Genomic DNA, 12,923 nt, shown 5'->3' with positions numbered 1-12,923 from the left:
TGAAAATCATGAAAGAAAACTATATATCAAGCATTAAAAAACAGTTCATGTACAATCGCGAACTAGGCTGGAAAACGATTAGCCAACTGCCAAAAGAATCATTGTCTTGGCAATACAATGATGAAAGCAACAGTATAGTAATGCTTGTGAAGCATCTTTCTTCAAATATGCTTTCGAGATGGACACATTTTCTAAATTCGGATGGAGAAAAAGAATGGAGAAACCGTGATCATGAATTCGAATCGGAGCAGCTCGATGTGGATGATTTGGCTAAGGCTTGGGACAAAGGCTGGAATTGTCTGATGGACACGCTGGAACAATTAAAAGCGGATGATCTGGAAAAAATCGTCTACATCAGAAACCAAGGGCATACGGTAGTGGAGGCTATCAACAGACAATTGTCTCACTACTCCTATCATGTTGGTCAAATCGTTTTTATTGGAAAAATGATTCAGGACGACCGCTGGAATTCCTTATCAATTCCCCGGGGCCAATCCTCCAGCTACAACAAGGAGATGTTCTCCAAAGAGAAAGAGAGAGCACACTTCACCAAAGATTTTCTGCCCAACAAAAAACTTTGACACCTAAGGTAGCGTCAAAGTGGTCTTAAACTGTGGAACTATCCTCGCTTTGGTCTTTTGCTCAAATCCGTAAGCTATCGGTATGAGCTCGGCCTCTTTGTAGGCGGTTGAGAAAAACGATATACCTACGGGCAGGCCGTGAATATCACCTGCCGGAACAGTAATACTTGGATAGCCAGCCATAGCTGGCATGGAGGAGCTGGAAATCCGATAATTGTCACCATTGATTTTGTCCGTCACCCATGCTGGATCTCCGGTGGGTGCCACGATGGCGTCCAGGTTATTTTCAGCAATAGCTTTATCAATACCATCAGTTCTGGAGATTTTTAAGCAAAGCTCGAGTGCCTCTTTATAAGCCTGATCGTTGAGATCTCCTTTACTTTGAGCCAACACAAATATTTCCTGTTGGAAGTAAGTCATTTCTGTTTGGCTATTGGCGTTATTAAAAGCGATGAGGTCATCTAATGTTTTGTAAGGAAAATCTTCTCTCAAATCAGCCAGATAGGCATTTAGTCCGTCTTTAAATTCATACAGCAAAAGTTCGTATTCGGCATTGCCCAGGTAGTGCATCTCACCCAACTGTATAGAATCTATCAGTATGGCTCCTGCCTCTCGCATCGCCTCAAAGGATGCTTCCATGACAGCATCTACCCCTTCGTGCATGCCCATTGGTCCTCTGAATATTCCGATTCTCTTTCCTTTTAGCCCATCAGCATCCAAAAATTGCGTGTAGTCACTATAGACCACTGCTGCAGTATCCTGAGTGCTTTCGTCTCTGGAATCTACACCTGTAAGTGCACCCAGCAGCGTAGCAGCATCCGCTACTGATCTGGCCATAGGTCCTGCAGTATCTTGTGTTTTTGAGATTGGTATTATTCCTGACCTGCTCCAAAGCCCTACCGTGGGTTTGATTCCAACGATACCATTTAGAGAGGATGGACATACGATCGATCCATTGGTCTCCGTGCCAATCGTGAGTGCACATAAATTTGCCGAAGCCGCCACTCCCGACCCCGAACTGGACCCACATGGGTTTCTATCCAACACGTATGGATTTCTGGTCTGTCGTCCTCTCCCACTCCATCCACTGGATGAGCGTTCTGATCTGAAATTAGCCCATTCGCTGAGATTAGTCTTCCCCAGTAGTACAGCGCCTGCTTCTCTTAGTTTTGTCACTATGAATGCGTCTTCCTGAACATCACTACCCACCAAGGCCATCGAGCCAGCAGTTGTTTCCATTTGATCTCCAGTATTGATATTGTCTTTGATCATAATTGGAATTCCATGAAGAGGTCCTCTGAGCTTGCCCTCAGCACGCTCCTTATCGAGTGCAGCAGCTATTTCTAACGCATCAGGGTTGAGTTCTATCACGGAGTTTAGTCCATCTTCTCCCTCGTCAAGGCTCTTTATTCTATCCAAGTACATCTGACAGATCTGCACAGCCGAATATGTCCCGTCATTCATCATTACTTGCAAGTCTGCAATGGTGCTTTCTTCCAGATCAAAGGCTGTATCTACCTGGTTTTGAGAAGGTTCTTGGCATCCGGCTAATACATAAATGAGTATTAAGAATAATTGGTTGAGCTTTTTCATAATGATAAATTCTTTCCGTTCAGGTTTAGGAATATTTGAAAAATCTAATTCTAATATTAACAAGTTTACAATTATTTAGTCAGAATTAACAATTCACTTTTATGACCAAACCTTTTTTATGTTTTAATGGTAGATTGAATTAGGTATGGAGGACTGACATCCAGCACTAATCATAAGCTGGCTCAAAAGTATTGTGATGGCAAGCCTGCATCGCTGCTATCATTTGGTATCAAAGGAGGACTCGCAAAAACTGATAAGTTCTATGATGCACTAGAAGTTTTCAAAAGATTGATCAACATTGGTGATTCTAAGTCTTTGACTTGTCATCCTGCGTCCACCTCTCAAATGACTCCAGAGGAGCAAAAACAGACAGGTGTAACTGAAGACTTGGTAAGATTATGTATTGGGATCGAGCCTATAGACGATATCCTGGCAGACTTAGATCAGGCCTTGGTCACTGCCAAGTAAAACTACGGGCATAAAAAAACCTTCCTGATGACTCAGGAAGGTTTTTTTATTGACTTTAAACCTACTTTCCAAATATATATCTTATACCCAATTGCATCTGCCATCTTGAACTCTGGATGCCAGAATCATCAACTGTTTCGATTCCATTTTCAAACAAGGTAGGATCGAAGCTGAATGAAGGAGTAAAGGTACCGTCACCATTGTCGGTCACACCTTGAGTCTCGATCAATGCCACCTCTCCGAAGTTGTTGAATTTGCGCTGTCCCCAATCTTTGTTGATCAAGTTGGCGAAATTGAAGATATCCAATGAAAACTGCAATCTATTCTTGTCAAGTGCAATCTCCTGGATAAATTTCAAATCAAGCGTGTGCTGCCATGGGCCTCTATCTCCGTTACGCTCCACGTACCGACCTCTTCTTTGACTCAGGTAATCATTATTCTCAATGAAGTTGTTGAGCGCAGTCCATTGCTGATCTGCAGTCAAACCATTGGCATCCACCAAATTGATTTGAGATCTGGAAGCAGGTACAAAAATGAGTGCGTTGTCTCTTGAGTCATCTCCAAGCAAGTCACTTCCTTCTCTGTATACATAAGTGAGGGGTACGTCCTGATTCACTTCGTAGTATACACCTACTGTCGTTTTCAAATTGTCCGTCCAGTTTTTAGTATAGGACATATTCATCTGGAATCTGTGTCCTTGAGAGAAATCAGACCTGGTAGTAGGAATATTTCCATTCTTACCATTTACTGTCTGATGGTTTCTCCATTGTGAGCTATTCTGAGAAGAAGTTCCTTCGAATGTAGTTCTTGAATCTCCATATGAATAAGAGAACGATCCACTAAATCCGTTTTCAGTAGGTTTGGTGACGGTGAATGCTGTATTCCAAGAGTATCCCTCAGAAGTGTTAGAAGCAAACATAATTCTACCGTAGGACCCATCAATTGATGTTCTGGAGTATCGAGCTCTATTGTCGGCTCCTGTTAATGTGCCTACTGGATCACCAATATTCAGGTTTTGATAGTAAATCGCATTGATGTTTTTGTTGTACATCACTTCTACAGATCCAAGCAATCCCCATATTGGTAATTTCTTATCCAGAGCAATATTTATTTTCATTACACTTGGCAGTTTGAAATCAGGTGCAAACAAGTCAATATTACCTTCGTTTGCTCCTGAACCTGGAGCAGCTCCAACAGACTGATTATTTACGTTTCGTTCGAATGTAGGAGTCGTTGCAAACCATGATCCCAGAAACAAGAACCCATTGTTTACCCCATTGTTGTTGTAAGTACCACCTGGCCAAACCAATGGCACTCTAGAGGTAAATACTCCAATACCGCCTCTTACTTGCAGATCGCTTTCACCGTTAACATTCCAATTGAACCCAAATCTTGGAGAGAAGTGTGGTTTGGTTTTCACCTTCTTACCGACCTCGGCACCTTCGAGATCTTTTCCTGCCGCTTCCAGTAGTGGAATCGTTCGAGTATTGAAATCATTGTTGGCATCGCTCTCAGCCCAGAATGGTAAATCCACCCTTATACCTGCGGTCAATTTCAGATCGTTCGTCACATTGTATTCATCCTGCACATAAAGTCCCAATTGATACATGCTAAACTCAGCTGCTCCATCTGATTCATCGCCAACAGCACCAGAAATGAGAGAATATCCTCTTTGGTAAATATTAGGATTTGCATCAGCGATAAAATCTGCAACTGTCAGATACTCATACTGACCATAGTTGAAGGCCTGAAACAAGTTTTTAGTTTTTGAGTACTCATGGTGCATCCCTACAGTGATGGTATGATTCCCTTTGAAAATGTCAAAATTATTTGTCAATGTGAACACATCCTGATTCAACAAGTTGGCTGTCGAAAACGGTTCTGCACCGAATGTCAATCCTTCGCCATCGCCAGAACTTGTACTCAACCCATCTGCGATGTATACTGATGGGAATGGATCTCCTTTTGGATCTCTATCATCTCTTACCGAGGTATAACCAAGAATTAATTTGTTGGCAAAATTAGTTCCTAAGGACGAACTCAATTCTATAGTCGACGAATTGGTCGTGGTAATGAATTCTTCTGAACCATTGAGGAAGCCTACGTTTCTATTTCCAGAATTTCTAGCTTCGAGATTCTCTGCTCCTACATAACTGTGCTTGAGGACTAGCTTGTGGTCATCTCCTAAATTAAAATCGAACTTCGCAGTAATTTTATCACTCACAAGGGTACGTGTGGTGTTAGCATAGTCGCCGATATCGTAGTTGTATTGGTTATTGACAAACGTACGAAGCGAGGCCAAATCAGAAGCATTTGAATTACCTGTATAATTGGAAATGTTGAAAGGTTGAGGAATTTCGTCATCTTGTCTTTCGTAGTTTACAAAGAAAAATGCTTTGTCCTTAATAATTGGCCCCCCGATTCTTAGTCCGTAAGTCTTTGCCGAAAATTCCGCTAATTTTTCTCTTTCATCGTTTACTCTAAGATCTTTAGGCGTCTTTCCTGCCAGAGACTCATTTCTTACAAAGTAGTAAGCAGAACCTTCTACTTCGTTGCTACCAGATCTGGTGATCGCACTAATGGCACCTCCAGAAAATCCAGATATCCTTACATCAAAAGGAGCAACCGCCACCTGGAACTGCTCAATTGCATCAACTGAGAAAGGATTCACTCCAGTTTGACCACCGTTGGTGCCAGAACCTGCCAATCCAAAGACATCATTGTTTACAGCGCCATCAATATAGATAGCATTGTATCTGTTGTTTTGTCCGGCAATAGAAATAGAGAAACCGTCATCGCCTTCAGTAATTTGAGCTTGAGGAGTCAGACGTGCAAAATCTCGGATTGAACGAGATGCTGCTGGCATTTTAGAAATCATATCGCTTCCTATGTAAGTAGAAGCTCCAGTTCTGTTTCCATCGAAAACCTTTCCATCACCTGCTGTCACTACTACTTCCTCCAATTCTGTAGCTCCTGAAGAGAGAGTAGCATCCAGTTTAAAAGTTTGACCGAGTGTTAGATATACGCCATTTTGAACGTAGTTTTCAAATCCTACGAACGACACCGTAACCGTGTACGGTCCACCTACCTTCATATTTGGGATTCTATAGAAGCCGTTCAGGTCCGTGATATTTCCATACTTCGAACCTGTCGGAACGTGGATGGCAATAATAGTAGCACCAGGAAGTTCGGCTCCAGTGTTGTCTACTACTTTTCCGTTCATTCCGGAGGTAGTTACACCTTGTGCCATGGACATCATGCTACCAAATAGTAAGCTGACAACCATGAGTACGCTAGAAAGTAAAATTTTCTGCTTCATAATGAGAATTAATTAGTTAATAATGGGTTTTTCTGAGTATTGAGATACTCATTAAAAATAGTTTATTTATTAAGTAATATGGTACGTTCGTCAATTTAATTTATTAGGCTCGCATACCATTGTTGGTTTTCTCTGCAAGTTTAGCAAATCAATAGTTCCTGACTAAATCTAATTTTATTATCAAATCATTAACATTCCACCTTATTGATTAATACTCTCCTAAATTGGCATCTCGAAGAACTATTAATTGTGAATTTGAAGATTGATTTTCTCTAAGGAGGTTTCAAATACCGCATTTCCTGCATACTTTTGTGAATAACTTGTTGATAAAGTACGTTGAACGATATATTAGACCCTTCTGGATTTTTAAAGAGCTTTGAGAAAGATAAAAACTCACTTCTGAAAGCTGCGCAGGATCAAATCTTTGATATTCTTGCCAGAAAACTGGTAGAAGTTACCATTCAGAAATACAGTCTGTATTTCAATCCACTCGGACTGGTGGATGATACTTTCCAACAGATACTGGATTATCAAAATGAGAACGACCGTGAATTGGGTGGCATTTACGAAAATCTATGCGTGGCCTATAGATACAAATATGGTGACAATCAGCTTGAAATAATCTGGGATGGCAAGTCTCACGAGCAGAAGTACAAAGAAGATTGGCAAGAGGCATTCAGTGTCTGGATCAATGATCTGACTGAGAATCCTTCAATTATCAAAGGTATTTTACAGCTCACTGTTTTCAATGATGCCAAGAAGAATCTTACATTCGTACGCAACTCGATCAAGGGATTAATCAATGATTATTTCGAAATTAAGATTCTGAAGAGAAACGGCATAAAACAAGTCTTTCTCAAGGAAAAAAGATTACTAAAGGCTTCCTAAGCAATTCCCCAATCAATAGATAATATTAAAACTATTTTCTAATCGTACAGGTATTTCTGCAATCTGAACTGCAGTGACGTTGGCCATTGGTGGTCCCGACTTACACCAATCGATTAGTGCCGTTACCTGAGGCTCAGAGCCAAACACCTCGATTTGTACCTGTCCGCTTATGAGATTTTTTACCCAACCGTTTAATTTAAGGCTCCAGGCTTGCTCTTTCGTAGAAGCTCGATAAAATACTCCTTGTACGTCGCCTGTGACGATTATTGACCGCCCGATTACTTCATTCATTTTCAAGCTCTTTCATGATAGAGGGACCAGATGAAGTCCCAATACGATCTGCTCCAGCCTCCACCATCGCACGAAGCTCTGCAAGCGTTTTTATTCCACCTGACGCCTTGATACCTACATCTGACGATATATTGCGTTTCATAATTCTGATATCATCTACACTTGCTCCTCTGGTGGCAAATCCTGTAGAGGTCTTGATAAAATCTGCTCCCGAATCTGAAACGATTTTCGATAGTTCAGCCAACTCATCTGAGGTGAGCAGTGCAGTTTCCACAATGACTTTTAGTATTTTAGAATGCTCGTGGGCCAACTTCGCACACTTGGCCATTTCTATTTTTGGCCAGTTCATTCCGGATTTAAAAGCGGATATATTGGCGACCATATCCACCTCATCCGCTCCATCGGCCAATGCCAATTCGATTTCTTTGATTTTAGTCTCGGTGCGATGATATCCTAGCGGAAATCCAATAACGGTGACCAGCTGAATGGCGGTATCAGCGATATCACGGCTAGCCTTTTTTACCCAAAAAGGTGGCACGCAAATTCCTAAGAAATTATATGATTTAGCCTCCGTAATCAACTGATCGATATCTCGATCACAAAGGGCTGGTTTTAAATTGGTATGCTCAATATAGGAATTGGGAGGGTTATTATTCACCTATTAAAGATAGTGAAGCTAGTGGACGATTCCACATTCCTTACAAAATTTCCTTTTGTTCTTGGGTCTCTTTTTGGGTGGCTTTTTATGCCCGAAATAGGAGGGGTCTGAATACTGCGGCTTTTCCATGCCCTTCTCCATTTTCTTGTACTTCTTCTTATTTGCCTTCATCAGGTTCTCATAATCCTTGATACCCTGATCATAATTCTTGTTATAGGCTTTTTTAGATCCCTTTTTCTTCTTAGAAAATGTTTGAGTTGTGCTCGAAGGCACTGGTTTAGTCTCAGATTCTCTTGAGGTCTGTGCCTGAGTCTCTGTGGAGATTAGAGTGAAAAACAACCCAAATAAGAGTAAAATAAGAAATCGCATAGGTTCTAAATAATTTTACAAACTAACGTAAATTAACTCTATTATTGCGCAACTCTCCTGTCGTTTTTTGGTTTACAAGTGAACTAATCCTTGAATAAATGAATAATATGAGAATACTCGCACTACTACTATTAACCTGTTTGACTTCAATAGATCAGACTCAGGCTCAAACCATGGATTTTGAAACCTATGATCCGCCTTCTACTCTGGTGGTGCCTGAGCATCCAATCACTCGAGCTAAGTACCCATTTATAGACGTGCACAATCATCAGTTTGGTATGAATACTCAGGACTTAGCTCCGTTGATCAACGATATGAATGATTTGAATATGGCCGTGATGGTAAATTTGAGTGGTAGGGGTCGTGGAAGTGATGAACATTTTAACGGCGTAATGAACAATGTGAAAAACAATGCTCCTGCCAGATTCATCATCTTCACGAATATTTCATTGGATAACATAGATGATCCTTTGTGGTCCGCCAATACGGTGGCACAGTTGGAAAGCGACGTAAGAGCAGGAGCCAATGGTCTCAAGATATATAAGAGCCTCGGGCTTCGGCACACTGATAGTAGTGGCAATCGAATCGCTGTTGATGATCCACGACTTGATCCGATATGGGCCAAATGTGGTGAATTAGGAATTCCTGTATTGATCCATTCAGCTGATCCAAAACCTTTCTGGGACACTCATGACGAAAACAATGAACGCTGGTTGGAGTTGAAGGTTCGGCCGGGTAGAAAAAGAGATGCTAATAACCCGGCTCCCTGGGAACAAATCATTGCGGAGCAACATCATATTTTTGAAAAACACCCAGGCACCAAATTCATCAATGCACATTTGGGCTGGTATGCCAACGATCTAAAAACTCTGGGCGAATTGATGGATCGCTATCCTAATATGTACTCAGAGATTGGAGCTGTGATCGCTGAGCTGGGTAGACAGCCCAGAGCTGCCAAGGCATTTCTAACCAAATATCAGGATCGGGTCATGTTTGGCAAGGACTCATATAACAAGGAGCAGTACTACACCTATTTTCGAGTGCTGGAATCTGCCGATGAATACTTTCCATATTATAAAAAATATCATGCCTTTTGGAAAATGTATGGACTGGATCTGACTGATGAAGTACTCAGAAAACTGTACTACAAAAACGCACTTCAGGTGATTCCCAACATCGACCGTTCTTTATTTCCTGAGTAATTGTATCTTGCGGGAAATTGTCTAATCCAAAAGTATATTAATGAATCCATCTTTACTTATTCTGGCTGCAGGTAGAGGCAGCAGATTTGGCGGAGCCAAGCAGGTCACTCCTATGGGGCCCCATGGAGAAACCATTATGGAATACAGCATCTATGATGCTCTTGATAGCGGCTTTGACCAGATCGTACTGGTCATCAACAGAGAAGTTGAAAAGGACACTATGGACTTGGTCGATAAAATGTCCTCTGATGTAAAGGAAAAAATCAATTACGCCTACCAAGACGAATACGTCAAAATGATTCCTGAGGAAATTCAGGCTGCCAGACTCAAACCGTGGGGTACGGCACACGCTATAATGAGTGCCTCTGAACTGATCAAAGGCAACTTCGCCATGATTAATGCTGATGACTATTACGGCAAGGAGGCTTTCTCTACCATGGCTCAATTTCTCAAGTCACATACAGAAATGACGGATTATAGCATGGTGGGCTACGAACTATTTAATACGCTATCTACCAATGGTACCGTATCGAGAGGTATTTCTATTGGTGACGAAAGCGGTTTTCTAACTTCAATCACTGAGACACATGGTATACATGATCGTGATGGCGTTATATATGACGAACAAGGTCAAGCTATCACAAAAGGTCTCGCTTCCATGAACTTTTGGGGCTTTCAAAACAATTTATTTGATGAATTAAAAGTTCAGTTCGACAAGTTCCTTTCTTCTACAAATGATTTGACAAAAGACGAATATCAGATCCCTACTGTTATAGACCAGATGATTAAAAAAGGAATGATTCGCGTTTCCATCCTTCACTCTGCCGCAAAGTGGTTTGGTGTTACCTATAAAGAGGATGCAGCATTTGCTGCTCAGTCCATTCAGAAATATGTAGCTGAAAACAGATACCCTAGCCCACTTTGGTCTTAACATCAGATATATGACACTACAAATAGGAGATTTAATACCAGAATTTACATTGGCTGATCAGGACAATCAGGAGGTGGCTATTCGCGATTATATTGGCAGGCCCCTGGTGATATTTTTCTATCCTAAAGATGACACCCCGGTGTGCACCATCGAGGCCTGCTCATTTGAAGCCAACTACAACGAATTCAAGAATCTTGACGCTGAGGTATTTGGCATCAGCGCAGATAGTATTAAATCTCATAAAAGATTTGCTACCAAACATGGGCTTACGTTTAAGCTGCTGAGTGACTCGCAAAAAGAAGTAGAGCAATTGTTTGGGATCAAGCGAAACCTATTTGGCCTACTACTAGAACGAATCACTTTTATATTTGATCGCGAAGGCCGTCTACTCCATCGTTTCCAATCTCAGTTTAATGGTAAGAAACATATCAAAGAAGCACTAGCTGCCCTTCAAGATTCAGCAGATCAATAGATTAGCTTAGAACCGGCCTATTTTCAGTGTGAGGTAGTAATTGATGTTTTCAAATTCATCTGGAGAGGTATTGACCAATTGAAGGTCTTGAGTAAACCTCTTGGACACCCCTAGATCGATGCGGAAGTTGCGCGCTACATTCACTTCCAGATTGGCTCCGGGCTCTATGTACCAAAACACATCTTCGTCGATCAATTCATCAGAATCTCTAAGGAAATCTCTTCTTTCCGGATCTTCATATCCCAGCCATCCTGCTCCTGCAGAAATAGGAAAAGTTATATGCACCACCTCGTTGGAAAAGAAGACAGGCTCCAGCATCAACCCTCCATAGCCTCCCAAAAGTCTGACCTTTTTGTCAGGATCATTATCATCAATGTTTTGATATTTGGTAGTAGGTATGATTCCGTATAGATCCAACCCAATGGCTAGCGTACGATTGACTACCCATGCACCTCGGAGTCCACCCAGAACTAGTGTTTCATCTAGAAAACTGGTAGTCTTGAAGCTTACCGCTCCATATCCTCCGCTATGACTCATTCTACCAGTCAGCGTCTTAATTTGATTTCTACTACGTTTAGGTTTTTCTACCACATCAGGCTCAGATGGCTCAGTGGCTTGGTAATACTTAATGATGACTGGCTGCGTGGTAATGGTATCCGTTTTTATCGGCAGTTGGACTGGTTGTGCAATCTTTGGTTGAGGTCCTTCCTTGGGCTGTTCCGATTCATTTTTACTTTCATCGTCTCCGAAGTATTGAAGCTTAGGTTTCTGCTTGGTGGTATCCGATTTTTGAGGGATGATGGTCTGGCCAAATCCATTAAAAGTAAGCAGCAGTAGTCCGAGTATGATTTGAGTCTTTTTCATTTCTTGTGTAAAATTCCTAACTAATTTCAACCAAAAGACAGGTCACTTTGAAGGAGGTTTCCAATTCTTTAAAAAATAATTGCAGGAAGTCTGGCATTAGGATAAAATCATTCTAATTTTGTAGTGGCAAATCGATACGACCAGCTCCTATCGAACTCCCCCAGGTCTGGAAAGAAGCAAGGGTAGGTAGTCGTAGCGGTGCGATATAGGTTTGCCATTTTTATTTCCCTCTCTTTTTATAATTCTCCTCATTCTTCATTGATAAAATTGCTGTCCCAGGCTGGGATTAAGAGTATTCATTTATAATCTCATTGAATCCTTATTTCATTGCGGCATTTCTGTATAATTTTGTTGAACTACCATTTACATTCAAATAAAAAATAGAAAATATGAAATTTTTCATCGACACGGCCAACCTTGACGAAATTCAGGAAGCTTACGACCTGGGCGTACTAGACGGCGTGACCACCAACCCTTCTTTGATGGCTAAAGAAGGCATCACTGGAGAGAGCAATATTCTGGCGCATTACAAAAAGATTTGTGACATCGTAGACAACAATGTGAGTGCAGAAGTGATTGCCACTGATTATGACACTATGATGAAGGAGGCGCATGTATTAGCCAAAATCGATGACAAAATAGTAGTGAAGGTGCCAATGATCAAAGACGGCATCAAAACCATAAAGACACTTAGCACCGAAGGAATCAGAACCAACTGTACGCTGATTTTTAATGCAGGACAAGCGCTATTGGCTGCCAAAGCCGGAGCCTCATACGTTTCTCCATTTATCGGAAGATTAGATGATGTGTCTACAGACGGACTTCAGCTAATCGAGCAAATCGTGCACATCTATGGCAACTACCCTGAGCTGGACACTGAGGTACTAGCGGCATCTGTGCGTCATAACATGCATCTGATTCACTGTGCAGAAATCGGTGCTGATGTAGCAACTTGCCCGCTGAAAGTAATCACTGGATTGCTTAAGCACCCATTGACTGATAGTGGGTTGGCTCAATTTTTAGCAGACCATCAAAAAGGAAACTAAATCAAGTAAAATCATCCTCCCGAAGGAATAAATCTTATGCATATCATTAAGGTAAAAGGAAAGGCCAAGATACCGGACTATATCCAGCTTCGGGATGATGATTTCGTATTAATTGCCTATTTTAGAGCTGATCGCCCACTGAAAAAGCTGGACAAATATGGTCTGGAAGGCAAGGAAGAGGAACTCAAGTCTATCATTGAGGCGCTTCCGTTCGGAAAGATTCAACCTTTAAATATATAGT

General features: G+C 41.4%; 14 protein-coding genes and 1 other RNA gene. 9 read left to right on the top strand and 6 right to left on the bottom strand.

The features are described from left to right. Positions 1 to 8: 8 nt before the first annotated feature. Complete coding sequence (locus tag ABJF11_RS04135; RefSeq protein WP_348118243.1) at positions 9 to 581, top strand: DUF1572 family protein; 573 nt, start codon at positions 9 to 11, stop codon at positions 579 to 581. A gap of 3 nt (positions 582 to 584) precedes the next feature. On the opposite strand, the gene ABJF11_RS04130 is transcribed toward ABJF11_RS04135, so the two are convergent. Continuing rightward, positions 585 to 2,174: an amidase gene (locus ABJF11_RS04130; protein ID WP_348118242.1), complete on the bottom strand. Its 1,590-nt coding sequence runs from the start codon at positions 2,172 to 2,174 to the stop codon at positions 585 to 587. Between the two features lie 138 nt (positions 2,175 to 2,312). Here ABJF11_RS04130 and ABJF11_RS04125 point away from each other — a divergent pair, with 138 nt between their 5' ends. Beyond that, on the top strand, positions 2,313 to 2,642 hold the full coding sequence (locus ABJF11_RS04125; RefSeq protein WP_348118381.1) for a PLP-dependent transferase: 330 nt from the start codon (positions 2,313 to 2,315) through the stop codon (positions 2,640 to 2,642). A gap of 61 nt (positions 2,643 to 2,703) precedes the next feature. Here ABJF11_RS04125 and ABJF11_RS04120 read toward each other — a convergent pair whose 3' ends face one another. Beyond that, positions 2,704 to 5,961 (bottom strand): carboxypeptidase regulatory-like domain-containing protein, encoded by a 3,258-nt coding sequence (locus ABJF11_RS04120; RefSeq protein WP_348118241.1) that lies wholly within the window; start codon positions 5,959 to 5,961, stop codon positions 2,704 to 2,706. A 336-nt stretch (positions 5,962 to 6,297) separates the two neighbouring features. On the opposite strand from ABJF11_RS04120, the gene ABJF11_RS04115 reads away from it, so the two are divergent. Next, entirely contained in the window at positions 6,298 to 6,849 is a 552-nt protein-coding gene (locus tag ABJF11_RS04115; RefSeq protein ID WP_348118240.1) for a hypothetical protein, read from the top strand. 12 nt (positions 6,850 to 6,861) lie between these two features. On the opposite strand, the gene ABJF11_RS04110 is transcribed toward ABJF11_RS04115, so the two are convergent. The 3 genes from ABJF11_RS04110 to ABJF11_RS04100 are packed head-to-tail and all read right to left on the bottom strand — an operon-like array spanning position 6,862 to position 8,167. Next, complete coding sequence (locus tag ABJF11_RS04110; protein ID WP_348118238.1) at positions 6,862 to 7,140, bottom strand: acylphosphatase; 279 nt, start codon at positions 7,138 to 7,140, stop codon at positions 6,862 to 6,864. Beyond that, entirely contained in the window at positions 7,133 to 7,798 is a 666-nt protein-coding gene (gene deoC / locus ABJF11_RS04105) for a deoxyribose-phosphate aldolase (protein ID WP_348118237.1), read from the bottom strand. Before deoC ends, ABJF11_RS04110 begins: the two co-directional genes overlap by 8 nt. Positions 7,799 to 7,816: 18 nt before the next feature. Beyond that, on the bottom strand, positions 7,817 to 8,167 hold the full coding sequence (locus ABJF11_RS04100) for a hypothetical protein (protein WP_348118236.1): 351 nt from the start codon (positions 8,165 to 8,167) through the stop codon (positions 7,817 to 7,819). Between the two features lie 107 nt (positions 8,168 to 8,274). On the opposite strand from ABJF11_RS04100, the gene ABJF11_RS04095 reads away from it, so the two are divergent. From ABJF11_RS04095 to ABJF11_RS04085, 3 genes are read left to right on the top strand one after another with little or no spacing between them, the layout of a single operon-like run. Further along, positions 8,275 to 9,369, top strand: coding sequence for an amidohydrolase family protein (locus tag ABJF11_RS04095; RefSeq protein ID WP_348118378.1), 1,095 nt, complete (start codon positions 8,275 to 8,277; stop codon positions 9,367 to 9,369). 40 nt (positions 9,370 to 9,409) lie between these two features. Further along, positions 9,410 to 10,300: an NTP transferase domain-containing protein gene (locus ABJF11_RS04090; protein ID WP_348118234.1), complete on the top strand. Its 891-nt coding sequence runs from the start codon at positions 9,410 to 9,412 to the stop codon at positions 10,298 to 10,300. A 10-nt stretch (positions 10,301 to 10,310) separates the two neighbouring features. Then, the gene (locus ABJF11_RS04085; protein ID WP_348118233.1) at positions 10,311 to 10,772 is read left to right on the top strand and encodes a peroxiredoxin; all 462 of its coding nucleotides are present in this window, start codon (positions 10,311 to 10,313) and stop codon (positions 10,770 to 10,772) included. Between the two features lie 6 nt (positions 10,773 to 10,778). Here the strand turns inward: ABJF11_RS04085 and ABJF11_RS04080 are convergent, their stop codons facing one another. After that, entirely contained in the window at positions 10,779 to 11,636 is an 858-nt protein-coding gene (locus ABJF11_RS04080; protein WP_348118232.1) for a hypothetical protein, read from the bottom strand. Between the two features lie 123 nt (positions 11,637 to 11,759). Here ABJF11_RS04080 and ffs point away from each other — a divergent pair. The 3 genes from ffs to ABJF11_RS04065 all read left to right on the top strand — a co-directional run bounded on the left by ffs (position 11,760) and on the right by ABJF11_RS04065 (position 12,922). Then, positions 11,760 to 11,857, top strand: an RNA gene (gene ffs / locus ABJF11_RS04075) — signal recognition particle sRNA small type. A 168-nt stretch (positions 11,858 to 12,025) separates the two neighbouring features. Then, a complete protein-coding gene (fsa, locus tag ABJF11_RS04070) occupies positions 12,026 to 12,682 on the top strand; it encodes a fructose-6-phosphate aldolase (protein ID WP_348118230.1) in 657 nt (218 codons plus the stop codon). A gap of 36 nt (positions 12,683 to 12,718) precedes the next feature. After that, positions 12,719 to 12,922, top strand: a complete 204-nt coding sequence (locus tag ABJF11_RS04065) for a fructose-6-phosphate aldolase (RefSeq protein ID WP_348118228.1) — start codon at positions 12,719 to 12,721, stop codon at positions 12,920 to 12,922. The last annotated feature ends 1 nt before the right edge of the window (position 12,923 follow it).

Origin of the sequence: Reichenbachiella sp., assembly GCF_039941815.1 — a bacterium.
Lineage (GTDB): Bacteria > Bacteroidota > Bacteroidia > Cytophagales > Cyclobacteriaceae > Reichenbachiella.
The sequence above is the reverse complement of the archived record's forward strand: the minus strand, read 5'-3'. Positions and strand labels throughout refer to the sequence as shown.

Bases quoted from the DNA above. Each gene is read 5' to 3' on its own strand.
- ABJF11_RS04135 (WP_348118243.1), top strand. From the start codon at position 9: ATGAAAGAAAACTATATATCAAGCATTAAAAAACAGTTCATGTACAAT.
- ABJF11_RS04130 (WP_348118242.1), bottom strand. From the start codon at position 2,174: ATGAAAAAGCTCAACCAATTATTCTTAATACTCATTTATGTATTAGCC.
- ABJF11_RS04120 (WP_348118241.1), bottom strand. From the start codon at position 5,961: ATGAAGCAGAAAATTTTACTTTCTAGCGTACTCATGGTTGTCAGCTTA.
- ABJF11_RS04110 (WP_348118238.1), bottom strand. From the start codon at position 7,140: ATGAATGAAGTAATCGGGCGGTCAATAATCGTCACAGGCGACGTACAA.
- ABJF11_RS04100 (WP_348118236.1), bottom strand. From the start codon at position 8,167: ATGCGATTTCTTATTTTACTCTTATTTGGGTTGTTTTTCACTCTAATC.
- ABJF11_RS04095 (WP_348118378.1), top strand. From the start codon at position 8,275: ATGAGAATACTCGCACTACTACTATTAACCTGTTTGACTTCAATAGAT.
- ABJF11_RS04090 (WP_348118234.1), top strand. From the start codon at position 9,410: ATGAATCCATCTTTACTTATTCTGGCTGCAGGTAGAGGCAGCAGATTT.
- ABJF11_RS04085 (WP_348118233.1), top strand. From the start codon at position 10,311: ATGACACTACAAATAGGAGATTTAATACCAGAATTTACATTGGCTGAT.
- ABJF11_RS04080 (WP_348118232.1), bottom strand. From the start codon at position 11,636: ATGAAAAAGACTCAAATCATACTCGGACTACTGCTGCTTACTTTTAAT.
- fsa (WP_348118230.1), top strand. From the start codon at position 12,026: ATGAAATTTTTCATCGACACGGCCAACCTTGACGAAATTCAGGAAGCT.
- ABJF11_RS04065 (WP_348118228.1), top strand. From the start codon at position 12,719: ATGCATATCATTAAGGTAAAAGGAAAGGCCAAGATACCGGACTATATC.